Below are 20,272 nucleotides of genomic sequence, written 5' to 3' on the forward strand. Positions count from 1 at the left end.
GCACCCTCCCCTAAGATGGCGTGCATGGATGACAAGGCCCTGGCAGCGATCGCTCTGGAGCTGTACGCCTTGCCTTTGGATGATTTCGTCGCCGCCCGGACAGCCGCCGCCAAGGCTTCCGCGGGTTCCGGGAAGGAACTCCCCGCTGCAGTCAAGTCCTTGCCCAAGCCCTCAGTTGCGGCCTGGGCCATCAATATGCTTGCCATTCATCAGCCGGAGGCGCTGGATGAGCTGGCCGGCCTGGGCGAAAAGATGCGAGCCGCCCAATCCTCCCTGGACGCCGCTGCGCTGCGCGAGCTGGGCCGGGAGCGCCGCACCCTGCTCGCCGCCGCCGTCGACGCCACCCGGGCTGAGGCGGAACGGCGGGGCCGCAGCATCAGCGCAACCATCGCCTCCGACGTTGAGCGGACCCTGCGGGCGCTGACTGCGGACCAAGGAGCCGCGGCAGCGGTCCAGAGCGGCCTGCTGGTGCAGGCACTGTCCGCCGACGGTGTGGACACCGTGGAGCTGGACGGGGCCGTTGCGGTGCCCGGGGTTGTGCGGGTAAAGCGGGCTGCAGTTGCCCCGTCGGCGGCCTCCGACGATAAGGAGAAACAACGGGCGACGGCGGAACGCACCACCCGCCCGGCGGCTGACCAGCCGCGGCTCAAGGCGGTCCGACAGACTCCGCGGCCCGCTTCCCCGTCTGCCCTGGAGAAGGCAAAAGCCGCCCTGGCCGAAGCCAAGGCGGCCGAGGAAGAGTCGGCCCTCCTCGCGGAGGAGCGGCGGACCCAGCTGGAGGATACTGAAGCCGCGGTCTCGGACCTCACCCGCGAAACGCGGGAGCTCCGCACCAGGCTCCAGGCCGCTGAGGAGAAGCTTGAGCGCTCCCGCAAGCAGCTGGGAAGCCTGGCGGCAGAGGCCAAACAAGCAACGAGGGCGGCCGAGAAGGCACAGCGATCAGCCATGCTCGCCCAGGAACGGGTGCTGCGCCTGGGCAACACGCGGGACTGATACACGGTTAATGTCAGACCCCGGTTGCACACTGGATTTATGGAAAACCGAACCGCACAGGAATATCACGTCACCTACTTCGACGCCGAATGCAGCCGGATCCGAAGCGAAAGCTTCGATTCCCGGGAGGACGCCGAACGCTTCGCCAGCCGCAACTGCACCGGCGAAGAGTCCTGGGCCCTCATCGATGAGGTCATCGTCGAGCAGGCCCGGATCGCCGCCTGACCAACTGCCGCCTGACCAAAGTGCCGCCTGAGGGATTGCCTGCCTAGGCGAAGTCGGACACCGCTGGATCCGAACCGATGCGGCCCTCGCCCCGGGCTGACCTGTCCAGGCCGTTGAGGGCGTCCAGGTCCTCGCTGTCGAGGGCGACGTCCAGCGCGGCGAAGTTTTCATGGATGCGCGTTTCCGTCACTGACTTGGGGATCACCACGTTGCCGATGGCCAGGTGCCAGGCAATGATGACCTGCGCCGGTGTCGCCCGGTGCTTGGCAGCAATAGCGGTGACGGCCGGATCCTCGAGGAGCTCGCCGCCCTGGCCCAGAGGGGACCAGGCCTGAGTCAGGATTCCCTGCTCGGACCCGAATTCACGCAGTTCACGCTGGCTGAAGTAGGGGTGCAGTTCGATCTGGTGGATGGCAGGCACCACGCCGGTCTCGTCAATGAGGCGCTTCAGCCCTTCCACCGTGAAGTTCGAGACACCGATGGAACGGACCCGGCCGCGCTTCTGGAGTTCAATCAGCGCCTTCCACGTGTCCACAAACTTCTCCTGCTTTGGCTGCATCCAGTGGATCAGGTAGAGGTCCAGGGTTTCCAGGCCCAGCCTGTCCATCGATTCCTCGAACGCGGCCAGCGTGGATTCGTAGCCCTGGTCGGCGTTCCACAGTTTGGTGGTGATGAAGAGCTCCTCGGGCCTGAGGCCTGAGCTGGCGATGGCGCGCCCGACGCCGGCCTCATTGCCATAGATCATGGCAGTGTCCACGTGGCGGAAGCCGGCTTCGAAGGCTTGGCGCACCACCTTTTCGGCGACGTCGTCCTCAACCTGCCACACGCCGTAACCGAGCTGGGGGATGGTGTGTCCGTCATTGAAAGTGAGTGTCGGTGTAGAAGTCATTCACCCATCCTGCCAAAGGAAACGCCCGGCCCGGCGGGGAATGGCGCGGCTAAGCCAGACGCTTAACCCGGAATACTTTCGGGCTGGCCGCTGGCGGCATCCTCTGCGAGCCGGCGTTCGGCGTCAGTCACCTGTTCCACAACCGATTCCGCACGGCGCCGCACTGAAGCCGCCCCCACGGGGACAGGCCCGACGGCGAGCCGGAGCATCGCGGCTGCCTCGGCCGTAGTGGCGAGCGAGTTGCCGGCCTTGGAAAGTGCCCGGTGAACACCGGCCAGGGGTCCTGGAATATCCAGCCCCTCGCTCGGGGAACGCCTCTGGGCTTCGACGCAGACCGCGCGGACACGTTCCAAAAGCTCCGAAAGCTCGTTGGCGACTTCAACCAGTTCCGCGTAGAGCAGCTCGTCCTCGACGCCCTCAAGGACCTGGTGATAGCGGTCAAGGCCGCGGTGGAACCGGTCATGTGCGCGCCGCCAGAGGCCCTTGCCCAGTTCGGCATCGTCCCTGCGCCCTTGGCGGGCAGCGGTGAAAAACCCCACCCGGGAGCCTAGAGGTACTGGCCGGGGCCGTGGTCCGGGTCCTCCGGCCGGCCAGGTGAGCCCGGACCGGAATGCTGCCTGCCGGCCGTGGCACGCTGCGGCTCACCGTTCTCGCCGATGACCACGCCGGGGGCTATCACCGTGCCCGGGGGCAGTTGCTTCATCTGAAGCTGCGCGGCTGTGTGCTCACGAGCGGCATGCTGCGCTGCAATAGCCGTCTGGATGCCGTGGAAAAGACCTTCCAGCCACCCCACCAGCTGGGCCTGGGCGATCCTGAGCTCGGCGTCCGACGGCGTCGCATCCTCCGGGAACGGCAGGCTGATCCGCTCCAGTTCTTCAACGAGCTCGGGGGCAAGCCCGTCCTCCAGCTCCTTGATGGAGCGCTCGTGGATTTCCGCCAGGCGTTCGCGTGCAGCCTGGTCCAGCGGAGCGGACTTAACCTCTTCGAGAAGCTGCCGGATCATGGTGCCGATCCGCATGACTTTCGCAGGCTCGTCCACCAGGTCCTGAACGTTGCTGCCCTTGGGCTTTCCGGCTGGCCCCGCCCCGGCGGCCGGACCGCGACCAGGAGCAGGGCCGCCCAGCGCCGGGTTTCCAGCGGTGGGCGGCACCGGTCCTGCATTGTCCAGGGTTTTGCCCTCGACGGGGACGTCGTCAAGCTGAGTGTCGTTCGGATCGCTCATGCGTTCATACTCTCACGAGCCGGTGATGCTCAGACCACTCGATGAAGCGCGGCCCGGCCTGGTGACCCGGCGTTCCGGGCGATGAACCAGCTCAGCAGCACCTGCCCTGCGGGTTGGAGTCCTGGCGGTCCGTCCGGTCCCGCCAGAACTCACGTTCACTCAGGGGCGGCAGCCCATGTCCGGCTGCGCGGTGGTGCTCCAAGTACTTCGTGTAGGCGTCCGCGCCGAGGACACCGCCGAGGTAGCGTGCAAACCCGCGGAAACCAGTGGCCACTACGGCAAGACGGGCGCTCATCAGTGGTGGCCCGGCCTTTCGTAGCGAAGTTCCGCCGGCAGTTGGTTCCACTCGGCCATCAGCTCCTTTTCTGCGGGCGTCGGGATGAAGCCGGCCGGTGCGAAGACCCGTGAAGGAAGGGCCGCGTCCTCATGGTCGTCGTTGGGGATCCCCGCAACCTGGTTCCGGTATGCCTTGTATGTGGCAATGAGCGCCGTGGCAATAACGATGATGCTCAGGACCACGAATATCACGGACAGCCAGCCCTGGATTGAAGTGTTGCGGACCACAGCCTCCATGGCCGCCACGGACTTTGCTGTTCCGAACTCGGTCTTACCGTCGGCCAATGCCTTGGAGAACGCCGCGTTGTTGGCGAAGTACCCCACCGCGGGAACCGGCGAGAAGATCTTGTGGAAGCTGGCCGTGATGGTCACTACTGCCGCAAAAGCAAGCGGCAGGGCCACAATCCAGATGTACTTGAAGGAGCCCCGCTTGGCTGCGATGGCCAGGCAGACGGACAGGGCTATGGCTGCCAGCAACTGGTTGGCGATGCCGAACAGCGGGAACAGGGTGTTGATGCCACCTAGCGGGTCCGTGACGCCCATCAGCAGCACTGCACCCCAGGCCCCAACCATCACGGCGGTGCAGAGCCAGGCACCCGGACGCCAGGAGTGTTCCTTGAACTTGGGGATGAAGTTGCCGATGGAATCCTGCAGCATGAAGCGGGCCACACGGGTACCGGCGTCCACGGCGGTCAGGATGAACAGCGCCTCGAACATGATGGCGAAGTGGTACCAGAACGCCATCATGGTGGTGCCGCCGATGAACTGCTGCATGATGTGGGCCAAGCCGACGGCCAGCGTAGGCGCACCGCCTGTGCGGGACACGATGCTTTGTTCGCCCACGTTCCTGGCCGTCTCAGCCAGGAGGTCGGGGCTGAGGTTCACGCCGGCAAGGCCGAGGCTGTTGACCCAGGCGGCGGCGGTCTGCACGGTTCCGCCGGTCAGTGCGGCAGGGGCGTTCATCGCGAAGTAAAGGCCGCGGTCAATGGAGATGGCTGCAACGAGGGCCATGATGGCCACGAAAGATTCCATCAGCATCCCGCCGTACCCGATCAGGCGGGTCTGGCGTTCCTTTTCGATCAGCTTCGGCGTGGTGCCTGAGGCGATAAGGGCGTGGAACCCGGACAATGCGCCGCAGGCAATGGTGACGAAGAGGAACGGGAACAGCGCCCCGGGGAACACAGGACCGTTCTCCCTGCTCGCGAACTCGCTGAAGGCGGGGACGTTGATTTCGGGGCGGACCACAATGATGGCCAGCGCCAGCATGACAATCACGCCGATCTTCATGAAGGTGGAAAGGTAGTCGCGCGGAGCGAGCAGCAGCCAGACGGGCAGGATCGCGGCGATGAAACCGTAGACAATCAGGCTCCAGGCGATGGTCACCTTGTCCAGGTGGAAGAATGCGGCCCCCCACTCGGTGCCGGCCACGGCGCCGCCGCCGATGATGGCGGCCATCAGCAGGACGAAACCGACGATAGAGACTTCCATGACCTTGCCGGGGCGGAGGTAGCGCAGGTAGACGCCCATGAACAGTGCGATCGGGATGGTCATGCCGACGGAGAAGACACCCCAGGGGCTCTCGGCCAGCGCGTTCACGACGACAAGGGCCAGAATGGCCACGATAATCACCATGATCAGCAGTGTGGCAATCAGGGCAGCGGTGCCGCCGATCACGCCGAGTTCCTCACGGGCCATCTGGCCAAGCGAGCGGCCGCCGCGGCGCATGGAGAAGAACAGGACCAGGTAGTCCTGCACCGCCCCGGCAAGCACGACGCCGACGATGATCCAGATGGTTCCGGGCAGGTAGCCCATCTGCGCTGCGATGACCGGCCCGACGAGCGGTCCGGCGCCGGCGATGGCGGCAAAGTGGTGCCCGAAAAGGACATTCCGGTCGGTGCGGACGTAGTCCTTTCCGTCGGCCTTGTACTCCGCAGGTGTTGCCCGGCGGTCATCAGGCTTGGTGATGTAGCGTTCGATCACCTTGGAGTAGAAGCGGTAGCCGATCAGGTAAGTACAAACCGAGGCAAAGACGAACCAGATGGCGTTAACCGTCTCGCCCCTGACAATTGCCACCATGAACCAGGCAACGCCGCCAAGCAGTGCTATTGCCGCCCAGAGCGCGATCTTGGCCGGGGTCCATTTCCTTTCTTCGGCCTCGCTGACTGCCGCATCCACCGCCGTTGGCGGCAGCGCCGGATCGGCGGTCAAGGGACCGCCCCGTTTCGCTGAACCTGCCGGTTCATCAGACCTGTTGGCCATGTCTCCTCCTCGAGAATTCCTGCTTGAGTCGTTTGCTCGTTGTGTGGCTCAAAGGCACCCTACCAATGCCGCCCCAACGGGAGAGCGGCTTCGGGACCGCGCCGTGTGTCCATGCGGTGAACGGCGGGCTGCAGGAGCCGAACGCGCGGTACAGGTCGTCGCCGGCGCGCTGCCTGTGATGCTTGCGCTGCCGGACGCAGGAAAGGCCCCCGCCCGGGCATTCCCGGGCAGAGGCCTTCTCAGTGGCTACGCCCTGGCGGGAGCAGCAACTGCACGTACCGTGGCGGCACGTGCCGTGTCTACGTGGGTGGCCCCTACGCGTGTGCGTAGGTGAGGCAATCAGCGTTGTCCGCGCCGGGGCCAACATGGACTTCAGGTGCATTGCACATCAGATGGTCGTTATGGACGCACTCGGCGCGCTGGCACGCCCCGACGTCGGCCAGGACCTTGGGCAGTCCTCCGTGCAGGCCCGTATCAATGAAGGTGGCGCAGCTGGCATGGTCTTCACTGCCCGCTACCGTGATGGCATGGGCGGTACAGCCTTCGTGGTCGTTGAAGGAGCAACGGGTAACACTGCAGTCTGCAACATGAGTTGTCATAAGAGGTTCCTCCGTGGTTCGGCTGCCCCGACCGGACAGCCTCCTGTGTCCCACGCTAAGCCTGTTCAGCCCAATCAAAAAGACCCAACTGTGTGACGTAATTCAGGTATGCGACGTATTACAGGCCCCCACGCCCCGGCGGGACACCGGTAGCCTTGCATGCGCGAAAATCCAGGCCAGGGCTGAACCGGTAACGCTCATCGGCGGTTGTCCGCAATGAGCGGGGCAGCCTCTTCCACGGTGGCCCCGTTGGACGGCTTACGTGCCGCAGCCCTGCCCGCCGTCTGTGCCTGCTGGATCATCCGCGCTTCGCAGAGATCCAGCCAGCGGACTTCCGCCTCCTTCTGGAAGATCAGCGAGTCCAGCACCAGGAGCCAGGCAGTATCCGCCGATTTGGCACTGGCCGCGGTATCCCGGCGGGCCTTTGTGTAGTCCTGCAGCGCCCGGATGGACGCCACGCGCTGGGCCTGGATGATGGCCTGCACATCCACCCCCGGCAGCGTCACAGCGAGCGCCAGTTTGATGGCGAGCTCGTTGCGCGGCGGGTTGCTGCGCTCCACCGGGGCGGCAAACCAGCCCTGCACGTCAGCCTTTCCCGCGGCGGTGATGCTGTAGATGACATGGCCTTCGCCGTCGCTGCCGTCGTTGCTGACCAGGCCGTCGCGCTCCAGCCGGTCCAGTGTGGTGTAGACCTGACCGATATTCAGGGGCCAGGTGGACCCGGTGCGGTTCTCGAACTCGACCCTCAGCTGGTAGCCGTAGCGCGGCTGGTCCTGCAGCAGGGCGAGCAGGCTGTGGCGGATGGACATGATGCTCCTTGCGACGGCGTCAGCGTACGGTACGCACAGACCCCCAACACCCGTGCATACCGCGTATGGACTGACGCTAACGCAATCCTGCGTCGGGCACAATACTCAGTATCTAGCCTGGAGGGGGCGCCGCCTACATGACGAGCAGGATCTTCCCCACGTGGTCGCCGGTGTCAAAGTACTCGTGCGCGGCCTGGACCTGGTCCAACGGAAAAGTCCTCGCCACCAGCGGGCGGATCCGGCCGTCGGAGATCAGCGGCCACACCGATTCCCTGACCGCGTTCATGATGGCGCCCTTCTCTGCCACAGGCCGTGGCCTCAGCGCCGTAGCCACCACAGCTGCACGCTTCTTCAGGAGCTGGCCCAGGTCCAGTTCACCCTTGGCCCCACCCTGCAGCCCAATGACCACGAGCCGGCCGTAATCAGCAAGCGCATCAACGTTCTGTGCAAGATATTTGGCCCCCACCACGTCCAGGATGACATCGGCGCCCTTGCCGCTGTTCTGTCGCCGCAGGCTCTCGGGAAAGTCTTCCTCTTTATAATTGATGGCTATGTCAGCCCCCAGGAAAGCCTTGGCCGTGCCAACTTTCTCGTCCGTTCCCGCCGTGGTGGCCACTTTGGCGCCGAATGCCTTGGCAAGCTGGATGGCCATGGTGCCGATCCCGCCGGTGGCGCCGTGGATCAGTACAGTCTCGCCCGCCTGCAGCTGCGCGGTCATGATCAGGTTCGAATACACGGTGGCCGCAACTTCCGGGAGGGCCGCGGCAGTGACCACGTCAACGCCGTCGGGGATCCGCAGCACCTGCTCCGCCGGAACCGCAACCTGCTCGGCGTAGCCGCCCCCGGCAAGCAGCGCCACCACCTTGTCGCCGATGGAGAATGCTTTGGTGACACCGGGGCCGAAACCCGAGATGCGGCCGGACACCTCAAGCCCCGGAACCTCGGACGCACCCGGCGGTGGCGGATAGAAGCCGCGGCGCTGCTGGATGTCGGCCCTGTTCAGGCCCGCCGCGACAACGTCGATCAGCACTTCGCCCTGCCCGGGCACTGGGGCATCCACCTCACGGACCTCCAGCACCTCCGGACCGCCAGGCTCTGTTATGTAGACGGCTCTCATCGCGAACTCCCGTTTCTAGCTGATTAGTGCACCAGAACCAGTGTGCACCGGGCCCATGCCGGACTGACGTTTTGTTGCAGCCAACTGCCTATGAAACACTACTCGTTAGGGAAGGTTGTCCGAGCGGCCGAAGGAGCTAGTCTTGAAAACTAGTGTGCGGTAACCCCGTACCAAGAGTTCGAATCTCTTACCTTCCGCAAAGGGAACCCCGGTTCGCCAGTACTGCTGGCAAACCGGGGTTTCTTAGTTTCGCAAACTGAGGAGCCCACCATGCCCGCACCCGACATCACCCCCGGCGCACCCTGCTGGATCGACCTCATGACATCCGACACCAACACCGCCCGGCGGTTCTACGGCGGACTGTTCGGCTGGGAATTCGAAACCGGAGACCAGGACAAGTACGGCGGCTACATCATGGCGCGCAAGAACGGAAAATCCGTGGCCGGCATCATGCAGAAAGACGCGGACCAGGCCGGCATGCCCGATGTCTGGTCCACCTACCTCCGCTCGGACGACGCCGAAGCCACCGCGTCCGCCGTCGCTGCGCACGGCGGCCAGATCTACATGCCGCCCATGGATGTCCCGGAACAGGGCCACATGGCCATCTTCGGCGACCCGGCAGGCGCGGCCATCGGCGTCTGGCAGCCCCGGGAAATGAAGGGCTACGAAGTGGTGGCCGAGCCGGGCACCCCGGCGTGGCATGAACTGCACACCAAGGACTACGACGCCGCAGTGAAGTTCTACCAGGACGTGTTCGGCTGGGATACCGACGTCATGAGTGACTCCCCTGAGTTCCGCTACACCACGTTGGGAGCCGGCGACGCCGCGAAGGCCGGCATCGCCGACGCCTCGGGCTACCTCCCGGCCGAGGTTCCTTCCAACTGGCAGATCTACTTCGCGGTGGAAAATGCGGACGCCTCGATCGAGCAGGCCGTTGGCCTCGGCGCCACCGTGATCGACGGCCCGGAGGACTCTCCATTCGGCCGGCTCGCCACGCTGGCTGACCCTACTGGGGCAACGTTCAGGATCATCGCAGGCTAGTCCCGCACACCCCGCAGCCTTACCCCACCGCACCACCCGGAACCGGCCGGGGTCTTGCCAACCTTGTTGACAAGACCCCGGCCGGTTTTCTGCGCTATGCTCCGACCTCGGAAACCTACCTCGCGGTAACCTCGCGTTCACTGAGTGCTGCTTGGATCTCCAATGGACACGTCTGGCCGGATGAAATGACCGGCTGATTTGCCGGTGAAAAATCGCTCCGGCTCAAGAAAGCGCCCCCAACCCACGGGCCCACAGTGAAAGTTAGAGCGGATGAATCACTCCACCTTGAGGGCGGCGCTCGGCACCGCGCTGGCAGCAGGGCTCATTGCAGCCCCGCTGGCAGCCATCCCCGCCTTCGCCGTCGACGCAGCACCCGCTGCCGCGGGCACCTCGCCCGTTGTCATCAACGAGGCCTATCTCAGCGGCGGCAGCGCCGGCGCAGCCTACAAGAACAAGTTTGTCGAACTGTACAACAGCTCCGATTCCCCGATTGCCCTGGACGGCTGGTCACTCCAGTACAGGTCAGCCACCGGAACGACACCCCCCGGCAGCGTGGCACCACTGAAGGGCGCCATCCCGGCGAAGGGGTACTACCTCATCCAGGGGAGCAGCAACGGCACGGGCGGCGCGGACCTGCCCGCAGCCGATGTCGTAGCCACGAACCTGAATTTCCAGGGGCAAAACGGGACCATTGTGCTGGCCAGGCAAGCAACCGCCGTCGCGCTCGCCACCGGCTCCGTCATTGAACCGGCCGGAGTAGCAGACCTTTTGGGCTACGGCACGTCCAACACCTTTGAGACGCTGGCCGCGACCGGAACGTCGAGCAACACCGACGTCCGGAGCCTGAACCGTGCCGGCGGTGCGGACAGCAACAGCAATGCTGCTGACTTCTCGCTGAGCGCCAGCATTACGCCGACGGCGGCCGGTGGCACCGTTGATCCGGGCCCGGTCCCCACGCCGGATCCGACCCCCGCTCCCGCTCCCGCTCCCGCGGCAAAGACCATCGCCGAAATCCAGGGCAGCGGCTCCGTTAGCCCACTGGCCGGGACCTCCGTGACCACGCGCGGCAAGGTCACCGCGACATTCCCCACCGGCGGATTCGCGGGCTACTACATCCAGACCCCGGGAACCGGCGGTGACCTGAGCCCCGCCAACCACACGGCCTCGGATGCGGTCTTCGTCTACTCAAGCGCCACCGTTGGCTCTGTCCAGATCGGCGACTACGTCGAAGTGACAGGCACCGTCAGCGAGTACTTCAATATGACCCAGGTGACGGTCGCGGCCGCGGCCGACCTGAAGAAGCTCACCGAGGCCGCGCCCGAGGTCAAGGCCACCGGCTTCGCCCTCCCTGCGGCTGAAGCCTTCCGCGAGTCCCTCGAGGGCATGCTGCTCGCGCCCGAGGGTCCGGCCACCGTCACCGATAACTACTCGCTGAACCAGTACGGCGAAATCGGGCTGTCCGGCGGGACCACCACGCTGGTCCAGCCCACCGCCGTCGCGCCTTACGGCTCGGCCGAGTACCTGGCCGCCGTCGCGGACAACGCCGCACGGGGCATCAAACTCGACGACGGATCCACCACCAATTTCCTCAAGGACGCCACCACGAAGGCCCAGGTGCTTCCGTACCTGACCGCCACGGACCCGGTCCGCGTCGGCTCGCCGGTAACGTTCAAAACCAACGTGGTGCTCAGCTACGCCAACAACTCCTGGAAGTTCCAGCCGCTGACCCACCTGACGGAGGCCAACAAGGCCACGGTCCAGCCAGCGGATTTCGGCGCCACCCGCACCGAGGCTCCGGCGGCCGTGGGCGGCAACCTGAAGATCGCCTCCTTCAATGTGCTGAACTACTTCCCCACCACCGGCGATACCCTCGCCGGCTGCACCTACTACACGGACCGCGATGGCAACCCCATCACCGTCCGCGGCGGCTGTGACGCCCGGGGCGCCGCGAACGCGGAGAACTTCGAACGCCAGCAGGCCAAGATTGTCGCCGCGATCACCAAGACCGGCGCCGACGTCGTGTCCCTGATGGAAATCGAGAACTCTGCCAAGTTCGGCAAGGACCGCGATGATGCCCTGGCCAAACTCGTGGACGCCCTCAACATCGCGACCCCGGGAATCTGGGACTACGTCCGGACACCAGCCAACGCTCCCCCGCTGGTCGACGAGGACATGATCCGCACCGCGTTCATCTTCAAGAAGGCCGTGGCCGAACCTGTCGGCGACTCCATCATCCTCAACGACACCGTCGCCTTCGCAAGCGCCCGCAAGCCCCTGGCGCAGGTCTTCAAACCGCTGGGCGCGGCGGATGACAAGCAGTTCATCGCCATCGCCAACCACTTCAAGTCCAAGGGTTCCGCGGCGACCCCGGAGGACACAGACAAAGGCCAGGGCGCATCCAACCTCGCCCGCACGGCCCAGGCCACGTCCCTTCGCGACTTCGCCACCAGGCTGCAGGCGGAGAAGGCAACTGACAAGGTCTTCCTGATCGGCGACTTCAACTCCTATGCCAAGGAGGATCCGATGAACGTACTGGCCGAGGCCGGCTACGTCAACCAGGACGAGAAGGCAAAGAACGACGACGGCTCCGCCAAGCACTCCTACCTCTTCGGCGGGCTGGTGGGCTCCCTTGACCACATCCTCGCTTCCCCGGCCGCAAACGCCGTGGTCGCTGGCGCGGATATCTGGAACATCAACTCCGTGGAGTCCGTGGCGCTGGAGTACAGCCGCTACAACAACAACGTCACCAATTACTACGACCCGGACCAGTTCCGCGCCAGCGATCACGATCCCGTGGTGGTTGGCCTGGACCTGCCGGCCACCCCTGCCACGGTTGAGCTGAATTTCCTGGGCATCAACGATTTCCACGGCCGGATCGACACCAATACCGTGCTCTTCGCCGGAACCATTGAAAAGCTGCGCGCCGCCGCCTCAGGGGCCACTGCTTTCCTGTCCGCCGGTGACAACATCGGGGCCTCGCTGTTCGCTTCGGCAGTTGCCAAGGACCAGCCCACCATCGAGGTATTGAACGCGTTGGACCTGAAGGCATCCGCAGTGGGCAACCACGAGTTCGACGGCGGCTGGGCAGACCTGCGCGACCGCGTCATCGCTGACGGAAGCAACGCCGGGTTCCCTTACCTCGGCGCGAACGTGTACAAGAAGGGCACCACCGAACCGGCGCTGCCCGAATACACCGTCCTGGAGATGGACGGGGTCAAGGTTGCCGTCATCGGCACCGTCACCCAGGAAGTTCCATCGCTGGTCACTCCGGCAGGTATTGCGGATCTGGAGTTCGGCGACCCCGTCGACGCCATCAACCGCGTCGCTGCGAGGATCACCGCGGAGAACCTGGCCGATGTCATCATCGTGGAGAACCACGACGGCGCCGGGTCCGGTACGCCGGATGGCGCCACCCTGGAACAGGAAGTCGCAGCCGGCGGCCCGTTCGCCAGGCTGGTCACCGAAACCTCCCCTGACGTGGATGCCATCTTCACCGGCCACACGCACAAGGAATACGCCTGGGACGCTCCTGTCCCCGGCGCGGAGGGCAAGACCCGGCCGGTCGTCCAGACCGGCAACTACGGCGAAAACATCGGCCAGATCCGCCTCACCGTGGACACCGCCACCAAGGATGTCACCGCCTACACCGCGGGGAACGTCAAACGGACCACTGACGCTGCCGCTGGCCTGGTGGCTGCCTATCCGCGGGTGGCAGCAGTCGACGCCATTGTGAAGAAGGCACTCGCTGACTCCGCAGTGATCGGCAACCAGCAGGTCGGAGCGGTCACGAAGGACATCACCACCGCCTTCACCCCGGACCCGGCGGGCGGGCCGGCAAAGCGCGATGACCGTGCCAGCGAATCCACCCTGGGCAACCTCGTTGCGGACTCGCTCGTGGACGCACTCAAGGCACCCGAACTCGGGGCCGCGGAGATCGGCGTCGTCAACGCCGGCGGCCTGCGCAACGAGCTGTACTACGCACCTGACGGCACCATCACCTACGCCGAGGCCAACGCGGTCCTGCCGTTCGTGAACAACCTCTGGACCACCACGCTCACCGGCGCGCAGTTCAAGACGCTCCTGGAGCAGCAGTGGCAGACCAACGCTGACGGCACAGTCCCCAGCCGCGCCTACCTGCAGTTGGGCCTGTCCAAGAACGTCAACTACACCTACGACGCAACGCGCGCAGCAGGTGACCGGATCACCTCGATCCGGGTCAACGGTGCCCTGGTCGACCCGGCGAAGGCCTACCGGATCGGCACGTTCAGCTTCCTGGCAACGGGCGGCGACAACTTCCGGATCTTCACGGAGGGCACGGACACCAAGGACTCCGGGCTCGTGGACCGCGACGCCTGGATCAAATACCTGCAGACGAACAGCCCTGTTTCGCCGGACTTCGCCCGCCGCACGGTTGCCGTGGTGAACACGACGGCCACCGAGGTCAAGAGCGGGGACGCCATCACCATGACGGTATCCAAGCTCGACCTGACCTCCCTCGGCAGCCCGGTCAACACTGCCCTGTCTGCGGTATTTACCGACGCAGCAGGCACGGTGACCGCCCTTGGCAGCATCCCGGTGACAGCCGGTGCAGCCACGGTGAACGTGCCGGTTCCGGCCGGCGCGGCAGCCGGCACGGGCACCCTGGTGCTCACCGCCGTCGAGTCCGGCACCGTGGTCAAAACGGACGTGAACGTGGCTGCCACGGTCCCCGTCCCGCCTGTCTGCACCGCCCCGGTGCCGCCCACGAAGTGGTACGACTTCGCGGGCTGGATCCGCTACAGCATGGCGTGGGTCCAGTACCAGCAGTGCCTGCGAGGCTAGGAGCTTCCCACCAAGGCCAACGCGGGGTCACTCTACGCCCATTCCGAAGGGAAAATCAGGCGTGAAGTGACCCCGCGTTGCTTTAAGTGAGGCGGGTCAGGCAGGCTGCGGGACCCGGTCCGGGATCTGGGCCGGGTCCTCGGCGTCCGCGAAGGAGTTGGCCGGCCGGGCCAGCCCGTAGTGCTCGCGGAGGGTCCGTCCGGTGTACTCGCGGCGGAACAGCCCGCGGTCCTGCAGGATGGGCACCACCTGGTCCACAAAGATGTCCAGGCCTGATGGCAGCACGGGCGGCATGATGTTGAACCCGTCCGCGGCGCCGGACTGGAACCAGTGCGTGATGGCATCGGCCACCTGCTCCGGCGTCCCGGCGAACGTGCGGTGCCCGCGGCCGCCGCCTAGCCTGCCGATCAGCTGGCGCACCGTGAGGTGTTCGCGACGTGCCAGGTTCACGATCAGCGTGTACCGGCTCTTCGCACCCTCTATCTCGTCCTCCGAAGGAAGGTCGGCCGGCAACTGGACGTCCAGCTTCAGCGATTCAGGGTCAACGCGCAGGACGTTGGCCAGCTGCTTGCGGGCGTGCTCGGGCAGGATCAGCCCGTCCAGTTCCCGTTCCAGCCGAAGTGCTTCAGCTTCCGTGGACGCGATGACCGGAACGATGCCGGGCAGGATCTTGATGGACTGCGGGTCCCGGCCCGCCGCCGTCGTCCGCCCTTTCAAATCGGCATAGAAGTCCTGCGCGTCCGCCAGGGTCTGGTGCGCGGTAAAGACCGCCTCGGCATACCGGGCAGCGAAATCCTTTCCGTCCTCGGAGGAGCCCGCCTGGACAATCACCGGGTGCCCTTGGGCTGACCGGGGCACGTCCAGGGCGCCTTCCACCCGGAAATGCTGCCCCTCGTGGTTGGCCGGGTGCACGCGGGAACTCTCGGCCCACACACCCGCACCCTTGTCCGCCAGCACGGCGCCGTCTTCCCAGCTGTCCCAGAGTTTCTTCGCCACATCCAGGAATTCCGCAGCCCGCTCATACCGCTTCGAATGCGCGGGCTGCCCGGCCAGGGAGAAATTCCTGGCGGCCGCGTCACCCGCCGTGGTTACTACGTTCCACCCCGCCCGGCCGCCACTGATGTGGTCCAGCGAGGCAAATCGGCGGGCCAGGTTGTATGGCTCGTTGTACGTCGTGGAGGCGGTGGCAATGAGCCCGATCCGCTCCGTCACGGCTGCGATGGCGGCGAGCAGCACCGTGGGTTCGAGGCTGGTGTACGGCCGCTGTCCCACGTTTCCGTGCAGCACCGGCGAATCGGCAAAGAAAATCGAGTCCAGCTTTCCGCGCTCGGCGGTCTGCGCGAGCCGCTGGAAATGGGCCACGTCCGTGCCGGCAAAACTGTTGCTTTCCGGCAGCCGCCACGACGCCTCGTGGTGGCCCGTGCTCATCAGGAAGGCGTTCAGGTGCAGCTTCCGCGCCCCGTTCTCCCGCGCGCTCACTGGTTCACTCCGGCTGCTGCGAAAGCGGTGGCCTGGGAAAGTTCAGGTACGACGACGGTGTCGGAGTAGGCAGCTGAGTCACCTTTGATGGAGGTGCTGCTGCGGCCGTCGACGCCGCGGGGGATGTCGCCGGCGATGGTCACCCGGTTCAGCTGGCGGGGCTGGCCGTCGTAGTTGTCCGGTGCGTAGTGCTGGGTGATGCGGTTGTCGAAGAGCACCAGCTGGTCCGGCTCCCAGTTCACCCGCACCACGTTCTCAGGGCGGGTGACGTAGGCCTGAAGGAGGCGAAGGATGTCCTTGGATTCGGTGTTGGACAGCCCCACGATGCGGAGCCGCTGGGCGAACCCGCCGATGAACAGACCCCGCTCCCCGGTCAGCGGGTGGACGCGGACTACGGGGTGGGCGGATTCGAACTGGATCCTGGTGAATTCCTTTCGGCGTTCGTCTGCGTTTGCGTGTTCCAGGTTCTTGGGGACCGAGTAGTCGTAGTCATTGGTGTGGATGGCCCAGAGGGTGTCGGCGAAGTTGCGCAGTTCCTCGGGCAGGTCCTGGTAGGCGCCCGCCGAGGAGGCGATCAGGGTTTCTCCGCCGTAGCCGGGCAGCGTGATGCTGCGCAGGGTGGAGGCCTGGGGCGGGTTCACTACGAACGTGACGTCCGTGTGCCAGTTGTTGGCGCTGCCGTTTTCGCTGTCCACGGGAAGGACCGCGGGCTTTCCGTCCACCGATGCCACGGTGGGGTGTGCCTTGGTCAGCGGGCCAAAGTGGCTGGCGAAACGGACCTGGTCCTCGTCGGTCCGGATATTCGCTTCGCGGAAAACGAGGGCCTTGTGGGTGTTCAGGGCGGCACGGATCCGGGCCACCGTGTCTGCGGGCAGATCACCGCTGAGGTCCAGGCCGCGGACTTCCGCGCCGATGCGGGCGCTGAGCTTGGTGAACTGGAGCTTGGTTTCGGTAATGACGGTCATGGGATTTCCTTTGCAGTTCAGGAGGTGCGGTTCGGTAGTGATTGGTTCAGGACGTTGAGCCGACGGCGGTGCGCCAGCGGGAGAAGTGCCGTTCCAGCGCCACGAGCAGTGCGTTGACGGCCAGGCCCAGCACGGAGACGGTCAGGATGCCCGCATACATGTCCGGGATGAGGAAGCTCATCTGCGAGTTGACGATCAGGTAGCCCAGCCCGGCCTTGGCACCCACCATTTCGGCCGCGATGAGCACCAGGATGGACGATGTCCCGGCCATCCGGATCCCTGTAAAGATCGTGGGGACCGCTGACGGCAGGATCACTTTCTGGAAGAGCCGGAAGCTGTTCAGGCCCAGGGATTTTGCGGCCCGGATCAGCAGCGGGTCCACGGTCCGGACACCGGCGATGGTGTTGAGCAGGACCGGGAAGAACGCGGCGTAGGCGACGATGGTGATCTTGGATTCCTCGCCGATCCCCAGGAGCAGGGTGAACACCGGCAGCAGGGCCAGGGTGGCGGTGTTGCGGAAGAGTTCCAGCAATGGGTTCAGGAACGAATTCAGCCAGCCGTACCAGGCAATCAGCAGCCCCAGCACCACGGCCGATACAACGGCGATCCCGAAGCCGGATACCGAGCGGGTCAGGCTGGCCTGCAGATGGCTCTGCAGCTGCCCGTTCTCAACGAGCCTGGCGCCCGCCGCCAGCACTTCATGCAGCGGCGGGAGAAAAACCCGGGTGGCCGGAGTGGCAAGGTACTGCGGACCAAACTCCCACAGCGCCAGGAACAGGATGACGGCCAGGGATTTCCAGCCGGCCCGCGCGGCGAGGTGGGCAGCGGCACGCAGCCCGGCCGCCGGCGTCGGGCGTTGTCCGCTTTCGGTACCGGGCCCCCCGGGCTGCCCGCCTCCGGACTGCCCGTCTCCGGACTGCAGGGAACGGTCGACGGCGGCAGCCGCCTCTGATGGTCGGGTCAACACAGTGCTCATCAGGCGGCACTCCTTTCAAAGGGCTGTTCATCGGGGGCGGTGCCGTCCGGGAGGATCTTCCGGTGGCCGGAGTCCTGGGCGAGGCGGACTTCGTCGTGCAGCAGGGACCAGACCTGGTGGCGGTGTTCCACAAAGGCGGGGTGGGAGCGGATGTCCGCCTCGCCGCCGCGGTCCGGGATGTTAATGTCCACGATTTCCTTGAGCTTTCCCGGCCGGGCGCTCAGCACTGCCACGCGCTGGCCGAGGTAGACCGCTTCGTCGATCCCGTGGGTGATGAAGACGATGGTCTTCCCTGTCGCCTTCCAGATCCGCAGGAGCTCGTCCTGGAGCTGTTCGCGCGTCTGGGCATCCAGCGCGGCGAAGGGCTCGTCCATGAGGAGTACGTCCGGCTCATAGGCGAGGCTTCTGGCGATGGCCACGCGCTGCTTCATACCGCCGGACAGTTCGTGCGGGTACCGGTCCTCGAAGCCGGCCAGGCCCACAAGGTCCAGGAATTCGCTGGCCTTGGCCGCCCTTTCCTTCCTGGTCAGGCCACTGTTCTCCAGGCCGATCGAGACGTTGGCTGAGGCTGTGCGCCACGGGAACAGGGCGTACTGCTGGAAGACCACGGCCCGGTCCTGGCCCGGCCCGGTGACTTCCTTGCCGTCCACCAGGACCTTCCCGGACGTGGGGCGGGAAAGCCCTGCCAGCAGGTCCAGGAGGGTGGTTTTGCCGGAGCCGCTGGGGCCCACCAGGGTGAGGAACTCGCCGGCGGCAACGTCCAGGCTGAGGTCATCGATGGCCGTGAGGACTGAGGGCTCGCTTTGGCGGCGGATGCCTGAGCCCTTGCCCGGCCGGACTGCGAACTCCTTGGCGACGTTCTGGAGAGTGATTTTGGGTGTCATGTCCTATCCTTTCGAGGTTGCAGCAGGCGCCGGGGTTTCCAGCACGTTGAACTCATTCGTGTAGAGCTTTTTGGTGTCGAGTTCGCCGTTGATGATTCCCGCTGATTTGAGATAGTCGGACCAGCGGGTGAAGTCGGTGTCCTGGATCCGGCCACCCGGTGAGGCCACTCCGACGCTCTTCCAGTACTTCAGCGCTTCGGTGCTCTCGTTCCGGCCGCGTTTGGCGATGATTTCCTCGAACTTGGCGATCACCTGCTCCCGCGGGGTGGTCCGCTCCCACTCGATGGCCTTGGCGACGCCCGTGACCAGCGTGCGGCTGGTTTCGGGGTTTTTCGCCAGGAAATCGTTGCGAAGGACATACTGGCCGGCATCGAAGGGACCGCCGATGACGCCGACGTCGGTAAACAGGGCACGCACGCCACCCTCGGCGAGCGCACGGTCCTGGAGCACGCCACCCAGCGTCCCGACGTCGACCTGCTTTTTGCGCAGTGCCACTTCGGTCTCGTTGGGCGGAACCACCACGAGCTGTACCTGCTTGATCTCCTCGGGAGTCAGGCCGCTGTTCTTCAGGTGGGTGTTGATGACCGCTTCGTGGCGGGCGCCCAGGGTGTTAACGGCGATCTTCTTGCCGATCAGGTCCCTGGCGGTCCTGATGGGGCTGCCTTCCTCCACGTAGTACCCGGTGAAGGTGTCTTTGTCCTCGCCGTAGTAGTTGATAACGGCTTTCACCGGCGCGCCGGCCTCGATCAGCTTGATCACGGCGCCGGTGAATGCTCCGCCGATGTCTGTCTGGTCCGTGGCAACCGACTGGATGCTCTGCGGGCCGCTGGTGGTGTTGCTGACCCACTCGAGTTTCACGTCACCGAGATAGCCGAGGTCCTCCGCCACCTCCACCAGCGCCACTGTGTTGGGCGAACCCTGGTAGCGGACAGTCTTGACCTCTGTGCCTTGGCTGCCCCCTGACTGCGCCGTTGCAGCGCCGCCACAACCCGTCAGCACCAGGGACAGGGCCACGGCTGACGCTGCGGCGGCAGCCATACGCCGTGCCAGGCCTCCCGTGGTCCGGGCGGTTAAGGGTGTTGGTGCGGGCTGGTTTCGGTATTTCATAGCGGATTCTTTCTGCACTTGTTGGGTGGAACCCGTTGATGCGGCTCCGGGCCGGCTGGCTCGTGGCAACCACTAGAGCAGAGAAGAATCCGGGGCAGAAGTGCAGCGTTCACGGGAAGAAACTGCAGGTCACAGGGGTCTACAGCGCGTCATGAGCGGCAATCCGGGACTTATCGGTCAACGAGGCGTCATCCAGGACAACACCGCGCAACAAGGCGTCAGAAGCGGGGCTGCAGAACGTCATGAGGGGCAACGCCACGCCGCAGCCACTCAACATTCCGACGTCAGATGAAACGCGTGGCTACTTCCCGCGACTCAAAGAGTGTCCTGTGCCGCGCTGCCAGCCGTGTTGAGGCCGCAAATATTTCTTCCCGGAGGCAGCTCATCCTCGCCAAGGCAACGCGGGGTCACTCCTCGCCCAATACGAAGGGGCAGAATCATACGGTCGTTGCAACATCTGATTTCTGGAGGTTGCCATGCCGAGTGGTTTTCGGGCGCCCGATGCGCTGAAGGATGAGTTCTTTTCGCTTCTGCGGCAGGGGGTGTCGGT

17 protein-coding genes and 1 tRNA gene are annotated in these 20,272 nt (G+C 65.3%); 5 read left to right on the forward strand and 13 right to left on the reverse strand.

Translation table 11 applies throughout. The annotated features are described in order from the left end of the window. The first annotated feature begins 24 nt into the window (after nt 1-24). Together ACS5PJ_RS20970 and ACS5PJ_RS20975 are read left to right on the forward strand one after the other, a co-directional pair. Nucleotides 25-993 carry a coiled-coil domain-containing protein gene (locus ACS5PJ_RS20970; RefSeq protein WP_439436783.1) on the forward strand — a complete coding sequence of 323 codons (969 nt, stop codon included), beginning with the start codon at nt 25-27 and terminating at the stop codon, nt 991-993. A 39-nt stretch (nt 994-1,032) separates the two neighbouring features. Further along, nucleotides 1,033-1,218 carry a hypothetical protein gene (locus ACS5PJ_RS20975; RefSeq protein ID WP_439436784.1) on the forward strand — a complete coding sequence of 62 codons (186 nt, stop codon included), beginning with the start codon at nt 1,033-1,035 and terminating at the stop codon, nt 1,216-1,218. A 43-nt stretch (nt 1,219-1,261) separates the two neighbouring features. Here the strand turns inward: ACS5PJ_RS20975 and ACS5PJ_RS20980 are convergent, their stop codons facing one another. From ACS5PJ_RS20980 to ACS5PJ_RS21015, 8 genes are all read right to left on the reverse strand, one after another. Next, complete coding sequence (locus ACS5PJ_RS20980) at nt 1,262-2,107, reverse strand: aldo/keto reductase (RefSeq protein ID WP_439436785.1); 846 nt, start codon at nt 2,105-2,107, stop codon at nt 1,262-1,264. Between the two features lie 62 nt (nt 2,108-2,169). Next, nucleotides 2,170-2,646: a hypothetical protein gene (locus ACS5PJ_RS20985; protein ID WP_439436786.1), complete on the reverse strand. Its 477-nt coding sequence runs from the start codon at nt 2,644-2,646 to the stop codon at nt 2,170-2,172. An 8-nt stretch (nt 2,647-2,654) separates the two neighbouring features. Then, a complete protein-coding gene (locus tag ACS5PJ_RS20990; RefSeq protein ID WP_439436787.1) occupies nt 2,655-3,329 on the reverse strand; it encodes a bacterial proteasome activator family protein in 675 nt (224 codons plus the stop codon). 91 nt (nt 3,330-3,420) lie between these two features. Then, nucleotides 3,421-3,624, reverse strand: coding sequence for a YbdD/YjiX family protein (locus ACS5PJ_RS20995; RefSeq protein ID WP_439436788.1), 204 nt, complete (start codon nt 3,622-3,624; stop codon nt 3,421-3,423). Beyond that, nucleotides 3,624-5,924: a carbon starvation CstA family protein gene (locus ACS5PJ_RS21000; RefSeq protein WP_439436789.1), complete on the reverse strand. Its 2,301-nt coding sequence runs from the start codon at nt 5,922-5,924 to the stop codon at nt 3,624-3,626. The genes ACS5PJ_RS20995 and ACS5PJ_RS21000 overlap by 1 nt, the downstream gene beginning before the upstream one ends. 314 nt (nt 5,925-6,238) lie before the next feature. Continuing rightward, nucleotides 6,239-6,523 carry a DUF1540 domain-containing protein gene (locus ACS5PJ_RS21005; protein WP_439436790.1) on the reverse strand — a complete coding sequence of 95 codons (285 nt, stop codon included), beginning with the start codon at nt 6,521-6,523 and terminating at the stop codon, nt 6,239-6,241. 197 nt (nt 6,524-6,720) lie between these two features. Then, complete coding sequence (locus ACS5PJ_RS21010; protein WP_439436791.1) at nt 6,721-7,332, reverse strand: PadR family transcriptional regulator; 612 nt, start codon at nt 7,330-7,332, stop codon at nt 6,721-6,723. Nucleotides 7,333-7,465: 133 nt separating this feature from the next. Then, complete coding sequence (locus ACS5PJ_RS21015; RefSeq protein WP_439436792.1) at nt 7,466-8,449, reverse strand: NAD(P)H-quinone oxidoreductase; 984 nt, start codon at nt 8,447-8,449, stop codon at nt 7,466-7,468. A gap of 109 nt (nt 8,450-8,558) precedes the next feature. On the opposite strand from ACS5PJ_RS21015, the gene ACS5PJ_RS21020 reads away from it, so the two are divergent. From ACS5PJ_RS21020 to ACS5PJ_RS21030, 3 genes are all read left to right on the forward strand, one after another. Beyond that, a tRNA-Ser gene (locus ACS5PJ_RS21020) sits at nt 8,559-8,646 on the forward strand. Between the two features lie 73 nt (nt 8,647-8,719). Then, nucleotides 8,720-9,490, forward strand: coding sequence for a VOC family protein (locus ACS5PJ_RS21025; RefSeq protein ID WP_439436793.1), 771 nt, complete (start codon nt 8,720-8,722; stop codon nt 9,488-9,490). Between the two features lie 270 nt (nt 9,491-9,760). After that, complete coding sequence (locus ACS5PJ_RS21030; protein WP_439436794.1) at nt 9,761-14,311, forward strand: ExeM/NucH family extracellular endonuclease; 4,551 nt, start codon at nt 9,761-9,763, stop codon at nt 14,309-14,311. A gap of 96 nt (nt 14,312-14,407) precedes the next feature. On the opposite strand, the gene ACS5PJ_RS21035 is transcribed toward ACS5PJ_RS21030, so the two are convergent. From ACS5PJ_RS21035 to ACS5PJ_RS21055, 5 genes are read right to left on the reverse strand one after another with little or no spacing between them, the layout of a single operon-like run. Further along, the gene (locus ACS5PJ_RS21035; protein ID WP_439436795.1) at nt 14,408-15,790 is read right to left on the reverse strand and encodes an LLM class flavin-dependent oxidoreductase; all 1,383 of its coding nucleotides are present in this window, start codon (nt 15,788-15,790) and stop codon (nt 14,408-14,410) included. Beyond that, entirely contained in the window at nt 15,787-16,755 is a 969-nt protein-coding gene (locus ACS5PJ_RS21040; protein WP_439436796.1) for a TauD/TfdA dioxygenase family protein, read from the reverse strand. Before ACS5PJ_RS21040 ends, ACS5PJ_RS21035 begins: the two co-directional genes overlap by 4 nt. A gap of 46 nt (nt 16,756-16,801) precedes the next feature. Next, complete coding sequence (locus ACS5PJ_RS21045) at nt 16,802-17,731, reverse strand: ABC transporter permease (RefSeq protein ID WP_439436797.1); 930 nt, start codon at nt 17,729-17,731, stop codon at nt 16,802-16,804. Continuing rightward, the gene (locus tag ACS5PJ_RS21050) at nt 17,731-18,615 is read right to left on the reverse strand and encodes an ABC transporter ATP-binding protein (protein WP_439436798.1); all 885 of its coding nucleotides are present in this window, start codon (nt 18,613-18,615) and stop codon (nt 17,731-17,733) included. Before ACS5PJ_RS21050 ends, ACS5PJ_RS21045 begins: the two co-directional genes overlap by 1 nt. Nucleotides 18,616-18,618: 3 nt before the next feature. Beyond that, nucleotides 18,619-19,722: an ABC transporter substrate-binding protein gene (locus ACS5PJ_RS21055; RefSeq protein WP_439436799.1), complete on the reverse strand. Its 1,104-nt coding sequence runs from the start codon at nt 19,720-19,722 to the stop codon at nt 18,619-18,621. Nucleotides 19,723-20,272 lie beyond the last annotated feature (550 nt).

This window comes from Pseudarthrobacter cremeus (assembly GCF_051857465.1).
Taxonomy (GTDB): Bacteria; Actinomycetota; Actinomycetes; order Actinomycetales; family Micrococcaceae; genus Arthrobacter.

What these genes read in the sequence shown, in the direction of transcription:
- ACS5PJ_RS20970 (WP_439436783.1), top strand. Translation starts at nt 25, where the DNA reads ATGGATGACAAGGCCCTGGCAGCGATCGCTCTGGAGCTGTACGCCTTG.
- ACS5PJ_RS20975 (WP_439436784.1), top strand. Translation starts at nt 1,033, where the DNA reads ATGGAAAACCGAACCGCACAGGAATATCACGTCACCTACTTCGACGCC.
- ACS5PJ_RS20980 (WP_439436785.1), bottom strand. Translation starts at nt 2,107, where the DNA reads ATGACTTCTACACCGACACTCACTTTCAATGACGGACACACCATCCCC.
- ACS5PJ_RS20990 (WP_439436787.1), bottom strand. Translation starts at nt 3,329, where the DNA reads ATGAGCGATCCGAACGACACTCAGCTTGACGACGTCCCCGTCGAGGGC.
- ACS5PJ_RS20995 (WP_439436788.1), bottom strand. Translation starts at nt 3,624, where the DNA reads ATGAGCGCCCGTCTTGCCGTAGTGGCCACTGGTTTCCGCGGGTTTGCA.
- ACS5PJ_RS21000 (WP_439436789.1), bottom strand. Translation starts at nt 5,924, where the DNA reads ATGGCCAACAGGTCTGATGAACCGGCAGGTTCAGCGAAACGGGGCGGT.
- ACS5PJ_RS21005 (WP_439436790.1), bottom strand. Translation starts at nt 6,523, where the DNA reads ATGACAACTCATGTTGCAGACTGCAGTGTTACCCGTTGCTCCTTCAAC.
- ACS5PJ_RS21010 (WP_439436791.1), bottom strand. Translation starts at nt 7,332, where the DNA reads ATGTCCATCCGCCACAGCCTGCTCGCCCTGCTGCAGGACCAGCCGCGC.
- ACS5PJ_RS21015 (WP_439436792.1), bottom strand. Translation starts at nt 8,449, where the DNA reads ATGAGAGCCGTCTACATAACAGAGCCTGGCGGTCCGGAGGTGCTGGAG.
- ACS5PJ_RS21025 (WP_439436793.1), top strand. Translation starts at nt 8,720, where the DNA reads ATGCCCGCACCCGACATCACCCCCGGCGCACCCTGCTGGATCGACCTC.
- ACS5PJ_RS21030 (WP_439436794.1), top strand. Translation starts at nt 9,761, where the DNA reads ATGAATCACTCCACCTTGAGGGCGGCGCTCGGCACCGCGCTGGCAGCA.
- ACS5PJ_RS21040 (WP_439436796.1), bottom strand. Translation starts at nt 16,755, where the DNA reads ATGACCGTCATTACCGAAACCAAGCTCCAGTTCACCAAGCTCAGCGCC.
- ACS5PJ_RS21045 (WP_439436797.1), bottom strand. Translation starts at nt 17,731, where the DNA reads ATGAGCACTGTGTTGACCCGACCATCAGAGGCGGCTGCCGCCGTCGAC.
- ACS5PJ_RS21050 (WP_439436798.1), bottom strand. Translation starts at nt 18,615, where the DNA reads ATGACACCCAAAATCACTCTCCAGAACGTCGCCAAGGAGTTCGCAGTC.
- ACS5PJ_RS21055 (WP_439436799.1), bottom strand. Translation starts at nt 19,722, where the DNA reads ATGAAATACCGAAACCAGCCCGCACCAACACCCTTAACCGCCCGGACC.